Here is a 14,295-nt window from a genome sequence, read left to right on the forward strand (position 1 = left end):
CGTTTCCTTGCCATCGCTGGTCCCGACTTTGCGCGACGGTCCTGAACCCCTCCGAGTCATCCCGGGTTCCGGGCTGCGCCGGGCCCCAGGATGACCGTCGAGGACGAGAGCGGCGTCGGTTCCCCCTGCGGGGATGCCCCGAAAACGAGAGGGGCGCCCGCAGCCTTCGCCGCGGGCGCCCCTCTTTAGTCCATCATCCTCGACTTCAGTGCGCGGCGGTGTCCCGCTCGTCGAAGATGTCCCGGTCCTTGGTCTCGGGCACCAGCAGCAGGCCAAGCACGAAGGTCATCAGCGCGATGACGATCGGGTACCAGAGGCCGTAATAGATGTCGCCGGTCTGGGCCACCATGGCGAAGGCGGTGGCGGGGAGCAGGCCGCCGAACCAGCCGTTGCCGATATGGTAGGGCAGGGACATCGAGGTGTAGCGGATCCGGGTCGGGAACAGTTCGACCAGGGCCGCGGCGATCGGGCCGTAGACCATCGTGACGAAGAGCACGAGGACGAACAGCAGCCCGATCACGCCGGCCACCTGCGGCCGGAAGATGTCGAACGGGTTCGCCATCTTGACGACCTGCGCGTCGCCCGCCTTCGGGTAGCCCGCCGCCTGGAGCGCGCCCGCCGCCGCCTTGTTGAACTCCGCCGCCGGAGCGCCCGCCGCGAACGGGACCTCGGTACCGTTGATCCGCACGACCGTCGGCTGGCCGGCCGGGGCGGCCTCGGTGGAGTAGCGCACCGAGGACTTGGCGAGGTAGTCGCGGGCCAGATCGCAGGGCGCCGAGAACACCCGTGTGCCGACGGGGTTGAACAGGCTGCCGCACTGGGCCGGATCGGCGACGACCGTGACCTTGACGTTTTCGATCGCCTTCTCGAGGGCGGGGTTGGCCAGCGTGGTGATCTGCTTGAACACCGGGAAGAAGCTGAGCGCCGCGATCAGGCATCCGGCGAGGATGATCGGTTTGCGGCCGATCTTGTCCGACAGCCAGCCGAACACCACGAAGAAGCCGGTGCCGAGCAGCAGCGCCCAGGCGATCAGGAGGTTGGCGGTGTAGCCGTCGACCTTCAGGATCGATTGCAGGAAGAACAGGGCGTAGAACTGGCCAGTGTACCAGACCACGCCCTGGCCGGCGACGAGGCCGAGCAGCGCGATCAGCGCGATCTTGGCGTTGCGCCACTTGCCGAAGGCCTCGGTCAGCGGGGCCTTGGAGGTCTTGCCCTCGTCCTTCATGCGCTGGAAGGCGGGCGATTCGCTGAGCTGGAGACGGATCCAGAGCGAGATGCCGAGCAGCAGCACCGAGACCAGGAACGGGATGCGCCAGCCCCATTCGGCGAAGGCGGCCTCGCCGGTGAAGGAGCGCACCGCCAGGATCACGATCAGCGACAGGAACAGGCCGAGCGTCGCCGTGGTCTGGATCCAGCTGGTATAGAAGCCGCGCCGTCCCTGCGGGGCGTGCTCGGCGACGTAGGTCGCCGCCCCGCCATACTCGCCGCCGAGCGCCAGCCCTTGCGCGAGGCGCAGCACGATCAGGATGATCGGCGCCGCGATGCCGATCTGCGCGGCATTGGGCAGGATGCCGACGATGAAGGTCGACAGGCCCATGATCAGGATGGTGACGAGGAAGGTGTATTTGCGCCCGACGATGTCGCCGACGCGCCCGAACACCAGGGCGCCGAACGGCCGCACCAGGAAGCCCGCCGCGAAGGCGAGCAGCGCGAAGATGTCCCGGGTCGCCGGCGGGTAGGACGAGAAGAATTGCGCGCCGATGATGCCGGCGAGCGAACCGTAGAGGTAGAAGTCGTACCACTCGAACACGGTGCCGAGGGAGGAGGCCAGGATGACCTTCTTCTCCTCCCGCGTCATCGGGCGCGCGGCATCGCCGCTTTGCCCGAGGGCGGCTGAGCTTGCCATGGGGTGTTCCTCCTGTGAGGGCGTTTCCGTAAGGGACGGCACGCGTCGCCCGCGCGAATCTTCGCCGCGTCGAGGTCGTCGCGTTTCAGGTGAACCGGGTGGCGGCGCCTTTTGCGCCGGGCGGGGGGATGGGAACCGCCCGCTCGCGCGTGATCCGCCGCCGACACGAATCGTTAAGCCAGCCGTGCGTCGCGGCCCATCCGACAATTCGTCGTGAGACTTAGGTCGTGAGACTTCCGTCGGGGGCCCGAACCGCGATCGGCTCGCCTCCAAGAGGCGTGGTTGCACGATGACGGGTTGCATGACGCGGGGCGCAGACGGAAGGCGGGCATTGCCAAACGGGCCTCATGCCCGATGGTGTCCGGCGTTCCGGCGCATCGCCTTCTCGGATTTCGCGATTCGTCCCCCCACGGGCAAGGCCCTGCACGACCTCTCGTGAACGGATCGGGGCCTTGTGCCGGAGGCCGCGAGCGGCGCTCCGCAGGGTCGAGCCGTGACCTGGAGCCAAAAGACCCGTCGACTCGACGGCAGGCGACTCCGCTCGCGCCCCGAAGCAATCCTTCGAAGGGTGCAATTTCACGATCCAGCAGAATTCTGTATCGCCGAACATCGCGGCACTTACGGCGACGGACCGCGACGCGTGGTGCCATCATGAATCTGCTCGCGAGCTTCGCACCCTTCTTCGCCTTCGCGATCCTCATCCATCTCGATCACGTCGCGGCGGCCTTGTGGGCGGGAGCGGCCGTCGCCGCCGCCCTCCTCCTGCGGGACCGCCTGGTCCGCCATCGATCCTTCAAGATCCTGGAGGTCGGCACGCTCGTCCTGTTCGCCGGCCTGGCGGTCTACACGCGGGTCACGGGGCAATCATGGACGATCCCGGCGGTGCGCCTCGTCGTCGATGCGGGTCTGCTCCTCATCGTGCTCGCGTCGCTGGCGATCGGGCAGCCGTTCACGCTCCAGTATGCGCGGGAGACGACGCCGCCGGAGGTCTGGGGTACCGCGCCATTCCGGCAGGTCAACCGCACCATCACCCTCGTCTGGGCGGCCGCGTTCGCGGTGCTCGTCCTGGCCGATGCGGCGATGGTCTCCGTGCCGGAGATCCCCCGGCGCATCGACATCCTCGCGACGGTGCTCGCGCTGGTAGGTGCTTACAAGTTCACGGTCCGCGCGACAGCGCAGGCCACGCAATGACCGCCGCCGCCCCGGCGGCTATCCGCATGATCGATCCGGTCGGGTTGCAGACCCCGGCCCCCGGGCATCCGCACTCTGCCACGGCTGGCGCAGCTCCCCCGTGGGAACGAGGATGGCACCCCGGCATTGATCCTCGAGCCAGTGCCGGGAGCCGGGAAGACACATCATGCGTCGCGACCTGATCGTCCTCACCCTCGCCGCCACCCTGGTGGGCGCCGGCGCCGAGGCGCAGCCGCTGCGCGGCCCCGGGGGCCCGAGCGCGCGTCCTCATTTCGCGCCCGTGCAAGGCGGCCGCGCCGCGATCTACGACGTCCGCGGGCGGCACGGCCGGGGCGGTGCTTTTCATGGACGGCGCTTCGCCGCCTATGGCGGCACCACCTTCGCCGCGCCCCTCGGCGTCTACGGTGCGAACGGCGTGCTGGAGCCCGGCCTCGTCGCCGAGCCGTACTTCAAGCTGCCGCGGCCGAGCGAACTCGTTCCCTCCGCCTGGGGCGAGGGCACCTACGGCATCCCGACCGTCGCCGGCATCCCGCCCCAGCCGAAGGCCGATCCGGTCCTCTACGTCATCAACGGCGGCGAGCGCCAGGTCGGCGGCGCCCGGGTGATCTCCGTCCAGGCGCCGCGGCGGTAGGAAACCGGCCGCGGCGGTAGGAAACCGGCCGCGGCGGTAGCGGACCCGTCGTGCCGGTTACGGGCATACCGCGGCGGTAGGATGCAAGAACCGGTATAGCGGCCGCGGGCGCTCGCCTGTGCGGCCGCGATTTGTTATGGCGGACGGGTGATGCCGACCCAAGCCCCCGCGCCGCCGCCGCAGAGCCGGATTCCCGCTCGCACCAGGCGTCCGCGCCCTCGCACGAGCCGATGAGGCTGCGCGCCGACATGTCCGATCCGGCCGAGGCCGCCTTGCCGGCCCCGGACGAGGCTGCCGCCCTGCGGCGGGAGGTCGAGACCTTGCGCCGGGCCTTGGCCGAGCGCGACGCCTTCCTGGCCGGCGTGGCGCACGAATTGCGCAACCCGATGACCCCGATCCTCGGCCAGGTCGAGCGGCTGCTGGCGACCTCGGAGCGCGAGGCGCCGGAGGGACGGGTGGCGCAGGGGCTGGCGCAGCTGCGCTGGCTCGTCGAGCGCTACGTCCGCCGGGCGACGACCCTCCTCGACGTGTCCCGGGTCCAGGCCGGGCAGCTGGCGCTGCTCGCCGCCCCCGTGCCGCTGGCCGAGGTGGCGGCGGAGGTGGTGGCGTCCTTGAGCCCGATGGCGGCCCATGCCGGCAGCGCGATTACGGTCTCGGTGCCGGACGACCTGGTGCTGTCCTGCGAGCGCCTCGCCCTCGACCAGATCCTCGACAACCTGGTCACCAACGCGATCAAGTACGGCGACGGCAGCGCGATCACGGTCTCAGGTCTGCGGGACGGCGCCGTGGCGCGGATCCGGGTGAGCGACCGCGGCATCGGCATCCGGCAAGCCGACCAGGCCCGGATCTTCGAGCGCTTCGAGCGGGCGGTGGGCGATCCCAGCCTGGCGCCGGCCGGCTTCGGGGTCGGCCTGTGGCTGGTGCGCCGCCTCGCCGAGGCGATGGGCGGCGGCGTCTCGCTCGACAGTCGCCCTGGCGAAGGCGCGACCTTCACGGTAACGCTTCCCCTCCACGCGTAGGCGATCCACGATCGCGAACAGCCGAGAGCCGGCGAGAGAGTACGACATGACGGGGGCGGAACCCAGCATGGGACAGGCCGGTGCCTACGGGGAACTCGAGCGGGTTCCGACCGGAATCGCCGGGCTCGACGACATCCTCGGCGGCGGGCTGTTTCGCGGCGGCGTCTACATCGTCCAGGGCACGCCGGGCTCAGGCAAGACCATCTTCGGCAACCAGGCCTGCTATACGCATGCAGGCGCCTCGCCTGCCGGCTCGCATGCGGGCGCCTCGCCGGAGCACCGGGCGCTCTACGTCACGCTGCTCGCCGAGAGCCATTCGCGGATGCTCGGCCACATCGCGCCGCTCGGCTTCTTCCGGGCCGGCCTGATCCCCGACCGGATCACGTACCTGAGCGCCTTCCGCACCCTCCAGGACGAGGGGCTGGCCGGCCTCCTGACCCTGCTGCGCCGGGAGATCGCGATCCGCGAGGCGAGCCTCCTCGTCCTCGACGGCCTGGTGGCGGCGGAGGAGAGCGCCGCCTCGACCCTCGAGTTCAAGACCTTCATCCACGAATTGCAGACCCAGGCCGCCGCCACCGGCGCAACCGCGCTCCTCCTCACCAGCGCCTCGGCCGGGGCCGACATGGTGGCGGCCGAGCACACGATGGTGGACGGGCTCATCGCCCTGTCGAGCCGGTTCAGCGGCTGGCGGGCGGAGCGCGAACTGGAGGTGCGCAAGTTCCGCGGCAGCGGCTTCCTGCGCGGGCGCCACAGCGTCCGCATCACCGATGACGGGATCCGGGTGTTTCCGCGCATCGAGGCGCGGTTGCGGCTGCCGAGCCGGCGCGACCACGTCGAGGGAGCCCCCCTCACCACCGGGTCGCCGTCCCTCGACGCGATGCTGGGCGGCGGCCTGCCGCACCATTCCACCACCCTCGTCGGCGGCCCCTCCGGTATCGGCAAGACCACGCTCGGCCTGCAGTTCCTCGGCGCCGATCCGGGGGCGCCGGGGCTGCTCTGCGGCTTCTACGAGAGCGAGGCCGCGATCCTCGCCAAGGCGCGGGCCCTCGACCTGCCGGTGGCCGGCCTGATCGGGGACGGCCGGGTCGGGGTGATGTGGCAGCCCGCCACCGAGGGGCTGATCGACGAGATCTGCACCGATCTGCTGGGGACGATCCGGAACCGGGGGGTCCGGCGCGTGTTCATCGACGGTCTGGACGCGATGTGTCGGATCGCCGGAGATCAGGACCGCATCGTCCGCATCTTCGCCGCCCTCACGGCGGAGTTCAGGGCGCTGGGCGTGACGGCGATGTACACCCGAGAGACCGACCTGCGCGGCACCTTCCTGGATGCTCCCTCCGGCGCTCCCTCCCTGCGGCAGACCTCCAGCGTCGCCGAGAACGTGGTGCTGATGCGCTCCTGTGTCCTGCGCTCCGGCGTCCACCGCCTGGTCGCCGTCGCCAAGGCCCGGGACGCCCGGATCGATCCCCGGTTGCGGATCTTCGACATCCGCCCCGGCGGCCTGGCAATCGACGACGGCCCCGAGCGGGCCGAGGCGATCCTGGCCGACCGCGACGCATCGAGCCACGGCGGGGAGTAGGCCCGTGGCGACGGTGCTCATCGTGGACGACGAGTTCGGCATCGCCGAATTGCTGGATGCCGTCCTTTCCGACGACGGTCATACGGTGGTCACCGCCGCCAATGGACGACAGGGCCTCGCCCGCGTCGCCGCAGCCCGGCCCGACCTGATCTTCCTCGACTTCATGATGCCGGTGATGGACGGGCCGGCGATGCTGGCGGCCTTGCGCGACGATCCGCAGACGCGGGGGATCCCGGTCGTGCTGATGAGCTCGATGCCGGAAGCCACCGTGCGCGAGCGCGCGTCGGGCCACGCCGTCTTCCTGCGCAAGCCGTTCCGGATCCGCCAGGTCCACGACCTCGTGGCGGCCTTGCTGCCGGGACCCTCCAAAGATAGTTGACTCAGTCAATCATGTCGGCGACCCTGCCGCCCTGGACGGGAGGCGGATCGATGATGCGCGAGGGTGAGGTCGAGGCGGCGATGGTCGCGGATATGCGGGCCTTCGGCCGGTTCTACACGAGGCAGATCGGCCTCCTGGAGGAGGGGCTGCACCGCAGCGCCTTCTCGCTCACCGAGGCGCGGGTGCTCTACGAGCTCGCCCACCGCGATGGCCTGACCGCCTCGGTCCTCGGCCAGGATCTCGGCCTCGATGCCGGCTATCTCAGCCGCCTGCTCAAGCGCTTCGAGGAACAGGGCCTCCTGACCCGCCGGGCCGCCGCCGATGACGGGCGGCGCCAGGTCCTGGCCCTGACGCCGGAGGGACAGGCCGCCTTCGCGCCGCTGAACGAGGCCTCGCGGGCGGAGGTCGAGGCGCTGCTGGCGCGGCTGCCCTGCGCCGACCGGGCGGCCCTCGTCGGCGCCATGGCGCGGGTGCGCCGGCTCCTCGGCGATCCGCCGGAGCGCCCGGCCATCTTGAGAGACCTGCGGCCCGGCGACATCGGCTGGATCGCCCACCGCCAGGGCCTGCTCTACGCCACCGAATACGGCTTCGACCTGACCTTCGAGGCCCTGGTGGCCGAGATCCTGGCGGCGTTCGTGCGCGACTTCGATCCCGCGCGGGCCGGGGCCTGGATCGCCGAGCAAGCGGGAGAGGTGACGGGCAGCGTCTTCCTGGCGCCCGCCTCCGCGGGCGCGGGGCCCGCTTCCGAGACGGTGGGCAAGCTGCGCCTGCTCTACGTCGAGCCCTCCGCCCGCGGCCAGGGCCTCGGCCGGCGCCTCACCGCGGCCTGCATCGCGGGCGCCCGGGAGCGCGGCTACCGGCAGCTCACGTTGTGGACCAACGACGTGCTGGGTGCGGCGAGGCGGATCTACGCCGAGGCGGGCTTCCGGCTGGTCGAGAGCGCGCCGCATCGGTCGTTCGGGCAGGATCTGGTGGGGGAGACCTGGGTGCTGGACCTGTAGTCGATCGGCCCCCACCGGACCTGACACCCTCCGGGTCATCCCGGGGCCGCGAAAGCGGAGCCCGGGATCCAGAACCGCGGATCATGCAGGATGAAGCGGAACGCCTGCCGCCCGATTCTCAAACGTCAGCGGTTATGGATTCCGGGCTCCGCTGCGCGGCCCCGGAATGACCCTGAGTGGTGTCGGCGTAAAGCCTGTCCCGCTTGACACTCTCACACCTTCTCCAGTGCCATCTCCAGGAAGCCCAGCGCGTCCTCGACGGCGCAGCGCCGGACCTCGGAGCGGCCGAGATCGCCGTAGCGGCGCTCGATGTGCCGGGTCGCCCGGCCGGCGGCGACGAGGCCGAAATGGACGAGACCCACGGGCTTCGTCGGTGTGGAACCACTCGGACCGGCGATGCCCGTGATGGCGAGCGCCACGTCGGCACGGGAATGGGCGAGCGCCCCTTCGGCCATCGCCCGCGCCACGGGCTCGCTCACCGCGCCGTGGGCCGAGATCAGGTTGAAGTCGACGCCGAGGATCTCGGCCTTGGCTTCGTTGGAATAGGTGACGAAGCCGCGCTCCACCACCAGGGAGGAGCCCGCCACCTCGGTGAGCAGGGCGGCGACGAGGCCGCCGGTGCAGGATTCGGCGGTGACGAGGCGGGCCTGGCGCTCGCGATAGGCGGCGATCAGCACGCTCGCCCGGGTGACGAGGGCGGCATCGAACATCACGCGCGCGCCTCCGGCAGGCGGATGGTCGCGGCGGCCTGGGCCGCCAGGCCCTCGGCCCGGCCGACGAAGCCGAGCTTTTCCGTCGTCGTCGCCTTGATCGAGACCGCCGAGAGCGGCACGCCTGCGATCTCGGCGATCCGGGTGCGGATCGCCTCGCGATGGGCGCCGATCCGTGGCGCCTCGGCGAGCACCGTGATGTCGAGGTGGTCGATCACCCCGCCGCGCTCGGTCACCCGCCGCACCGCATCGGCGAGGAACTGGTCGGAGGAGGCGCCGCGCCAGCGCGGGTCGCTCGGCGGGAAATGCACGCCGATATCGCCGTCGGCGAGCGCGCCGAGGATCGCGTCGGTCAGCGCGTGCAGCACCACGTCGCCGTCGGAATGGGCGAGCACGCCGCGATCGGCCGGGATGCGCACGCCGCCGAGCCACACATGGTCGCCCTCCGTGAAGGCGTGCACGTCGAAGCCGGTGCCGAGGCGGGTCAGGAGGGTCATGGCGGGATCGCTCTCGGAGGGAGACGTGAAGGCGCGGTCGGCCTCGACGAGGTCGGCGGCCTGGGTGATCTTGCGGTTGCGCAGGTCTCCGGGGAAGACCGCCACCGGCAGGCCGGCCCATTCGGCGAGCGCGCCGTCATCGGTGAAGCCGTCGAGCCCCTCCGCCGCCGCGCGCCCATGTGCCTCGTGGAGAAGGGCGAACCGGAACGCCTGCGGGGTCTGCACCGCGCGCAAATCCTCGCGCTTCGGCGTCTCGCGCACCCGGCCGTCCGGCTCGACCACCTTGATCGTGTCGCTCACCGGTACGCCCGGCACAGCAGCGCCGTGGCTCTCGGCCGCCGCGATCGCCCGGTCGATCAGGCCTGCATCGACGAAGGGACGGGCCGCGTCGTGCACCAGCACCAGGTCGGGGGCACCCTCCCGGGCGAGCGCCGCGAGCCCGGCCCGCACGGAGGCCTGCCGGGTGGCGCCGCCCTCGGTCGGCCGCGCGAGCTTGGCCTGGGCCGCCAGGGGAAGGTCGCCCACACACTCGTCGTAGAAGGCGGCGGCATCCGGGGCAATCACCACCTGGATCCGCGCGAGGCCCGGATGGGCGGCGAGCGCCGCCAGGGTCCGGGTCAGGACCGCCTGGCCGCCGACGCGGCGATATTGCTTGGGCGTGTCGCCGCCGACGCGGATGCCGCGCCCCGCGGCGACGACCACCGCGGCGATCTGGGGAAATGTCAAAGAGGTCGCTCCCGGGATTGCCCGCTCATTAGCCGGGGCGGTCCGTCGAGGCAAATGCACCAGGGGAAGGGGAGTGCCGCGTCGGAAGAAAACCGGATCCGGGCGGGTTCTTTCGGAGCGATCCGGTCGTTGCTCCCACGTTGGTCGCAGGGCTGTCCGGGAGGAGGAGAAGGCGCGGGTTTCCCCCTCTCCCCGCGGGCGGGGAGAGGGCCGTGTCTCCGTTCAGGAGACATGGCAAGCGGAGGCGCAAGCCGGAGCGAGGGTGAGGGGGTGTTTCCGGAGGAGCCTCACTCGTCGAACCCCCCTCACCCTCGCCCTTCGGGCTCGCCGCGCCCCCTGAACGGCGGCACGGCCCTCTCCCCGCCCGCGGGGAGAGGGGGGGTCCCGCGCCATTCTTGTTTCCGGACCGCCTTGCGACGGTCAGAATCCGGGATTGCGCACGGTGCGGGACCGGCTCGGGTCCGGCCGCCATCCCGCAACGCAGCAAAGTCCGGGCGCCGCCGCTTCCATTCCGCCGTGATGCCCCCTTATCCTGCCCGGCACAGGCGCGAGCCGCCGCGGAACGCCACCGCGCACGGACCGGCGGCTCAAGGCCGGGGTCACTCACCACCCATTTCGCAGGCAATTCGGGGATCGAAGCCCGAACGCGCTTGCGTACGACCAGGTTTTGGCTATTTGCTGTGCACAATGACGACTGACCATTATTTGAGCGCATGGGCCCCGGGGGCCGGGCCGGCAGCGCTGCCAAGAGGACCCCTGTCCGCAGGGGTAACGCGCGCGCGCGGGGCGCTGCTGGCACCCCTGTCCGGCGTGACCGACCTGCACATGCGCCGCATCGCCCGCCGGTTGGGGGCCACCGCGACCGTGTCCGAGATGGTGGCGGCGGAGGATTTCGCCCGCGGCACCGAGGAGGCGCGCCTGCGGGCCGAGGGCGAGGGCGTGCTGCCCCACATCGTCCAGCTCGCCGGCTGCGACCCGGGCTGGATGGCGGAGGGCGCGCGGCTTGCCGAGGCGAACGGCGCCGACGTGATCGACGTCAACATGGGCTGCCCGGCGAAAGCCGTGACCGGCGGCCAGGCCGGCTCGGCCCTGATGCGCGACCTCGACCATGCCGAGCGCCTGCTCGCGGCGGTGCGCGAGGCGGTGTCGGTGCCGGTCACCGTCAAGATGCGGCTCGGCTGGGATGACGCCACTCGCAACGCCCCGGACCTGGCGCGCCGGGCCGAACGGCTCGGCTACGCCGCCGTCACGGTGCATGGCCGCACCCGGCAGCAATTCTATACCGGCCGGGCCGACTGGGCGGCGATCCGCGCCGTCCGCGACGCGGTGGCGATCCCGGTCGTCGCCAACGGCGACGTCGCGAGCCTCGCCGATGCCCGGGCCTGCCTGGCCGCGTCGGGCGCCGACGCGGTGATGATCGGCCGGGCGGCGGTCGGGCGGCCCTGGCTCGTCGCGGCCATCGCGGCGGGGCTCACCGGCGAGACGGTCGCCGAGCCCGACGCCGCGGCAAAGGCGGAGCTCGCCGCCGAGCATTACGAGGGGCTGCTGGCCCTCTACGGCGCCCGGATGGGCGTGCGCCACGCTCGCAAGCACCTCGCCGCCTATGCCGACCATGCCGGCGGGCTCGAAGCACCCGAGCGGACCCGGCTCGTCACCACCACCGACCCGGACGAGGCCGCGCGGCTGCTGCGGCGCGCCTTCGACGCACCGGCCGTAGGGCCCGAATGTCAGGCTGCATGAGGATGAGCGATGCGCCAGCCCCCCTTGCCGCCCGCACCCGGAAGGCCTCGTTCATGAGCGACCCGACGAGCGAGATGATCATCAACGCCCTGCCGCTGCCCGTCCTGACCATCGGCCCGGACGAGCGGATCATGCAGGTCAACATGGCGGCGGAGCACTTCTTCGACTATTCGCGCCGGATGATGCAGCGCCAGCGCCTGCGCGACATCATCCCGTTCTCCTCGCCGATCATCGCGCTGGTGAACGAGGTGCGCCGCCGCCGGGCCAGCGTCAGCGAATACCGGGTGGAACTGGCCTCGCCGCGCACCGGCGTCGAGCGCAGCGTCGACGTGTTCGCGACCCATCTCGACGACGACCTCGTGGTGCTGATGCTCCAGGAGCGCACCATCGCCGACAAGATGAACCGCCAGCTCACCCATCGGGGGGCCGCCCGCTCGATGGTGGCGCTCGGCGCGATGCTGGCCCACGAGATCAAGAACCCGCTCGCCGGCATCCGCGGCGCCGCCCAGCTCCTCGAACAGTCGGCCGCCGAGGACGATCGCCTCCTGACCCGGCTGATCTGCGACGAATCCGACCGGATCGTGCGCATCGTCGAGCGGATGGAACTCTTCGGCGACGAGCGCCCGGTCGAGCGCGGGCCGGTCAACGTCCACGGCGTCCTCGACCAGGTGAAGCGCTCGGCCCAGTCGGGCTTTGCTCGCCACATCCGCTTCGTCGAGAATTACGATCCCTCGCTGCCGCCGGTGCTCGGCAATCGCGACCAGCTGATCCAGGTCATCCTCAACCTCGTCAAGAACGCGGCGGAAGCGATCGGCGCCGACGCGGTCGACGGCGAGATCATCCTGTCGACCGCCTTCAGGACGGGGCTTCGCCTCCAGGTGCCGGGCTCGCGCGAGCGGGTCAGCCTGCCGATCGAGGTGGCGGTGCGCGACAACGGACCCGGCGTCACCGCCGAGCTCCTGCCGGACCTGTTCGACCCCTTCGTCACCACCAAGGCGCAGGGGTCCGGCCTCGGCCTCGCGCTGGTGGCCAAGATCGTCGGCGACCATGGCGGCATCGTCGAGTGCGATCCCGCCCCCCGCCGCACCACCTTCCGCGTCCTCCTGCCGATGTCGCATGCCCGCGACGGGCGCGAATCCTCCGCCGAGACCGAGTGAGCGCCATGCCGAACGGACACATCATCGTGGCGGACGACGACGCCGCCATCCGCACCGTGCTCAACCAGGCCCTGTCCCGCGCCGGCTACGAGGTCCGCTCGACCGGCAACGCCGCCACCCTGTGGCGCTGGGTGGCGCAAGGGGAGGGCGACCTCGTCATCACCGACGTGGTGATGCCCGACGAGAACGCCTTCGACCTCCTGCCGCGCATCAAGCGGGTGCGGCCGGACCTGCCGATCATCGTGATGAGCGCGCAGAACACCTTCATGACGGCGATCCGCGCCTCCGAGCGCGGCGCCTACGAGTATCTCCCGAAGCCCTTCGACCTGAAGGAGCTGACGGCGATCGTCGGCCGCGCCCTGTCGCGCCCGCGCGGCGCCGCTTCCCCGGGCGCCCCGCCGGAGAACGAGGACATCCCGCTCGTCGGCCGCTCGCCGGCGATGCAGGAGATCTACCGCTCGCTGGCCCGCCTCATGCCGACCGATCTCACGGTGATGATCACCGGCGAATCCGGCACCGGCAAGGAACTGGTGGCGCGGGCTCTCCACGATTACGGCCGGCGCCGCTCGGGCCCGTTCGTGCCGGTCAACATGGCGGCGATCCCCCGCGACCTGATCGAATCCGAATTGTTCGGCCACGAGAAGGGGGCGTTTACGGGCGCCACCGCTCGCTCGGCCGGCCGGTTCGAGCAGGCCGAGGGCGGGACGCTCTTCCTCGACGAGATCGGCGACATGCCGATGGAGGCCCAGACCCGGCTGCTGCGGGTGCTCCAGCAGGGCGAGTACACCACCGTCGGCGGCCGGGTGCCGATCAAGACCAACGTCCGCATCATCGCGGCGACCAACAAGGACCTGCGGGTCTCGATCCAGCAGGGGATCTTTCGCGAGGACCTGTTCTTCCGCCTCAACGTCGTGCCGTTGCGCCTGCCGGCCCTGCGCGAGCGCTCCGAGGACGTGCCGGACCTGGTGCGCCACTTCTTCGTGCTGGTCGAGCGCGAGGGCCTGACGCGCAAGCAGCTCGACGGCGACGCCATGGAGAAGCTCAAGCGCTACCGCTGGCCCGGCAACGTGCGCGAGCTCGAGAACCTGGTGCGGCGCCTGGCGGCGCTCTACCCGCAGGAGACGATCACCGGCCCGGTGATCGAGGCCGAGCTCGACACCCTGCCGCTCGCCGCCCCCGCGCAAGCCGGGAGCCGCAAGGGCGGGGCGGAAGCCGAGGGCCTGTCGGCGGCGGTGGAGCGGCACCTGTCGGAGTATTTCTCCAATTACCGGGACACGCTGCCGCCGCCCGGCCTCTACCACCGCGTGCTGCGCGAGATCGAGGGACCGCTGATCGGCGCGGCGCTCGCGGCGACCCGCGGCAACCAGATCCGCGCCGCCGAGCTGCTCGGCGTGAACCGCAACACCCTGCGCAAGAAGGTGCGCGACCTCGACCTGCAGGTCTTCCGCACCCCGCGGTGAGGATCGGGCCGGTCGGCGGCCGGCCCTTCCACCGTGGAATTTACGCGGCGTTTCGACGCATCCGGGCGCATCGCCTCTCCTCCGCACCGGCGAGACGGGATAATCCGGCAAAACCGGAGCGGCGGGGACCTGATTTGGCCCGTTTTTGGCTTCACCCCCGTCCGATCCCGGCGCACTGCGAATTCGCGCTGCGACACCGTCGGCGCGGGCCTGACCATGATCTCGTTTCGACGCCGCGCCGTGAAGCCGCGTCGTCGCGGCGAAACGACCGCACAACCTTAAGTCGAATAACCTGTCTT

At 71.2% G+C, this 14,295-nt stretch carries 12 protein-coding genes; 9 read left to right on the forward strand and 3 right to left on the reverse strand.

Translation table 11 applies throughout. The features are described 5' to 3' along the window. Positions 1 to 205: 205 nt before the first annotated feature. On the reverse strand, positions 206 to 1,858 hold the full coding sequence (locus tag HBB12_RS06870; RefSeq protein ID WP_236992686.1) for an MFS transporter: 1,653 nt from the start codon (positions 1,856 to 1,858) through the stop codon (positions 206 to 208). A gap of 699 nt (positions 1,859 to 2,557) precedes the next feature. On the opposite strand from HBB12_RS06870, the gene HBB12_RS06875 reads away from it, so the two are divergent. The 6 genes from HBB12_RS06875 to HBB12_RS06900 all read left to right on the forward strand — a co-directional run bounded on the left by HBB12_RS06875 (position 2,558) and on the right by HBB12_RS06900 (position 7,706). Then, positions 2,558 to 3,097: a hypothetical protein gene (locus tag HBB12_RS06875; RefSeq protein ID WP_236988655.1), complete on the forward strand. Its 540-nt coding sequence runs from the start codon at positions 2,558 to 2,560 to the stop codon at positions 3,095 to 3,097. A gap of 166 nt (positions 3,098 to 3,263) precedes the next feature. Next, positions 3,264 to 3,728, forward strand: coding sequence for a hypothetical protein (locus tag HBB12_RS06880; RefSeq protein ID WP_236988656.1), 465 nt, complete (start codon positions 3,264 to 3,266; stop codon positions 3,726 to 3,728). A gap of 230 nt (positions 3,729 to 3,958) precedes the next feature. Further along, entirely contained in the window at positions 3,959 to 4,747 is a 789-nt protein-coding gene (locus HBB12_RS06885) for a sensor histidine kinase (protein WP_236988657.1), read from the forward strand. A 67-nt stretch (positions 4,748 to 4,814) separates the two neighbouring features. Beyond that, a complete protein-coding gene (locus tag HBB12_RS06890) occupies positions 4,815 to 6,326 on the forward strand; it encodes an RAD55 family ATPase (RefSeq protein WP_236988658.1) in 1,512 nt (503 codons plus the stop codon). Positions 6,327 to 6,330: 4 nt separating this feature from the next. Continuing rightward, positions 6,331 to 6,705, forward strand: coding sequence for a response regulator (locus HBB12_RS06895; protein WP_236988659.1), 375 nt, complete (start codon positions 6,331 to 6,333; stop codon positions 6,703 to 6,705). Between the two features lie 50 nt (positions 6,706 to 6,755). After that, positions 6,756 to 7,706, forward strand: a complete 951-nt coding sequence (locus tag HBB12_RS06900; protein WP_236988660.1) for a bifunctional helix-turn-helix transcriptional regulator/GNAT family N-acetyltransferase — start codon at positions 6,756 to 6,758, stop codon at positions 7,704 to 7,706. Positions 7,707 to 7,918: 212 nt separating this feature from the next. Here HBB12_RS06900 and HBB12_RS06905 read toward each other — a convergent pair whose 3' ends face one another. Further along, positions 7,919 to 8,419: a CinA family protein gene (locus HBB12_RS06905; RefSeq protein WP_236988661.1), complete on the reverse strand. Its 501-nt coding sequence runs from the start codon at positions 8,417 to 8,419 to the stop codon at positions 7,919 to 7,921. Next, positions 8,416 to 9,639 (reverse strand): bifunctional 2-C-methyl-D-erythritol 4-phosphate cytidylyltransferase/2-C-methyl-D-erythritol 2,4-cyclodiphosphate synthase, encoded by a 1,224-nt coding sequence (locus tag HBB12_RS06910; RefSeq protein WP_442919235.1) that lies wholly within the window; start codon positions 9,637 to 9,639, stop codon positions 8,416 to 8,418. Before HBB12_RS06910 ends, HBB12_RS06905 begins: the two co-directional genes overlap by 4 nt. 687 nt (positions 9,640 to 10,326) lie before the next feature. Here HBB12_RS06910 and dusB point away from each other — a divergent pair. Genes dusB through ntrC form a run of 3 tightly spaced genes read left to right on the forward strand, consistent with a single transcriptional unit; the run spans position 10,327 to position 13,996 of the window. Further along, a complete protein-coding gene (gene dusB, locus HBB12_RS06915; protein WP_236988662.1) occupies positions 10,327 to 11,379 on the forward strand; it encodes a tRNA dihydrouridine synthase DusB in 1,053 nt (350 codons plus the stop codon). Next, positions 11,376 to 12,536: a two-component system sensor histidine kinase NtrB gene (locus tag HBB12_RS06920; protein ID WP_442919236.1), complete on the forward strand. Its 1,161-nt coding sequence runs from the start codon at positions 11,376 to 11,378 to the stop codon at positions 12,534 to 12,536. The genes dusB and HBB12_RS06920 overlap by 4 nt, the downstream gene beginning before the upstream one ends. A gap of 5 nt (positions 12,537 to 12,541) precedes the next feature. After that, on the forward strand, positions 12,542 to 13,996 hold the full coding sequence (gene ntrC, locus HBB12_RS06925) for a nitrogen regulation protein NR(I) (protein ID WP_236988664.1): 1,455 nt from the start codon (positions 12,542 to 12,544) through the stop codon (positions 13,994 to 13,996). The last annotated feature ends 299 nt before the right edge of the window (positions 13,997 to 14,295 follow it).

This window comes from Methylobacterium sp. SyP6R, assembly GCF_019216885.1.
Classification (GTDB): Bacteria; Pseudomonadota; Alphaproteobacteria; order Rhizobiales; family Beijerinckiaceae; genus Methylobacterium.

What these genes read in the sequence shown, in the direction of transcription:
- HBB12_RS06920 (WP_442919236.1), top strand. Translation starts at nt 11,376, where the DNA reads ATGAGGATGAGCGATGCGCCAGCCCCCCTTGCCGCCCGCACCCGGAAG.
- HBB12_RS06885 (WP_236988657.1), top strand. Translation starts at nt 3,959, where the DNA reads ATGAGGCTGCGCGCCGACATGTCCGATCCGGCCGAGGCCGCCTTGCCG.
- HBB12_RS06900 (WP_236988660.1), top strand. Translation starts at nt 6,756, where the DNA reads ATGATGCGCGAGGGTGAGGTCGAGGCGGCGATGGTCGCGGATATGCGG.
- HBB12_RS06870 (WP_236992686.1), bottom strand. Translation starts at nt 1,858, where the DNA reads ATGACGCGGGAGGAGAAGAAGGTCATCCTGGCCTCCTCCCTCGGCACC.
- HBB12_RS06880 (WP_236988656.1), top strand. Translation starts at nt 3,264, where the DNA reads ATGCGTCGCGACCTGATCGTCCTCACCCTCGCCGCCACCCTGGTGGGC.
- HBB12_RS06875 (WP_236988655.1), top strand. Translation starts at nt 2,558, where the DNA reads ATGAATCTGCTCGCGAGCTTCGCACCCTTCTTCGCCTTCGCGATCCTC.
- ntrC (WP_236988664.1), top strand. Translation starts at nt 12,542, where the DNA reads ATGCCGAACGGACACATCATCGTGGCGGACGACGACGCCGCCATCCGC.
- HBB12_RS06890 (WP_236988658.1), top strand. Translation starts at nt 4,815, where the DNA reads ATGGGACAGGCCGGTGCCTACGGGGAACTCGAGCGGGTTCCGACCGGA.
- dusB (WP_236988662.1), top strand. Translation starts at nt 10,327, where the DNA reads ATGACGACTGACCATTATTTGAGCGCATGGGCCCCGGGGGCCGGGCCG.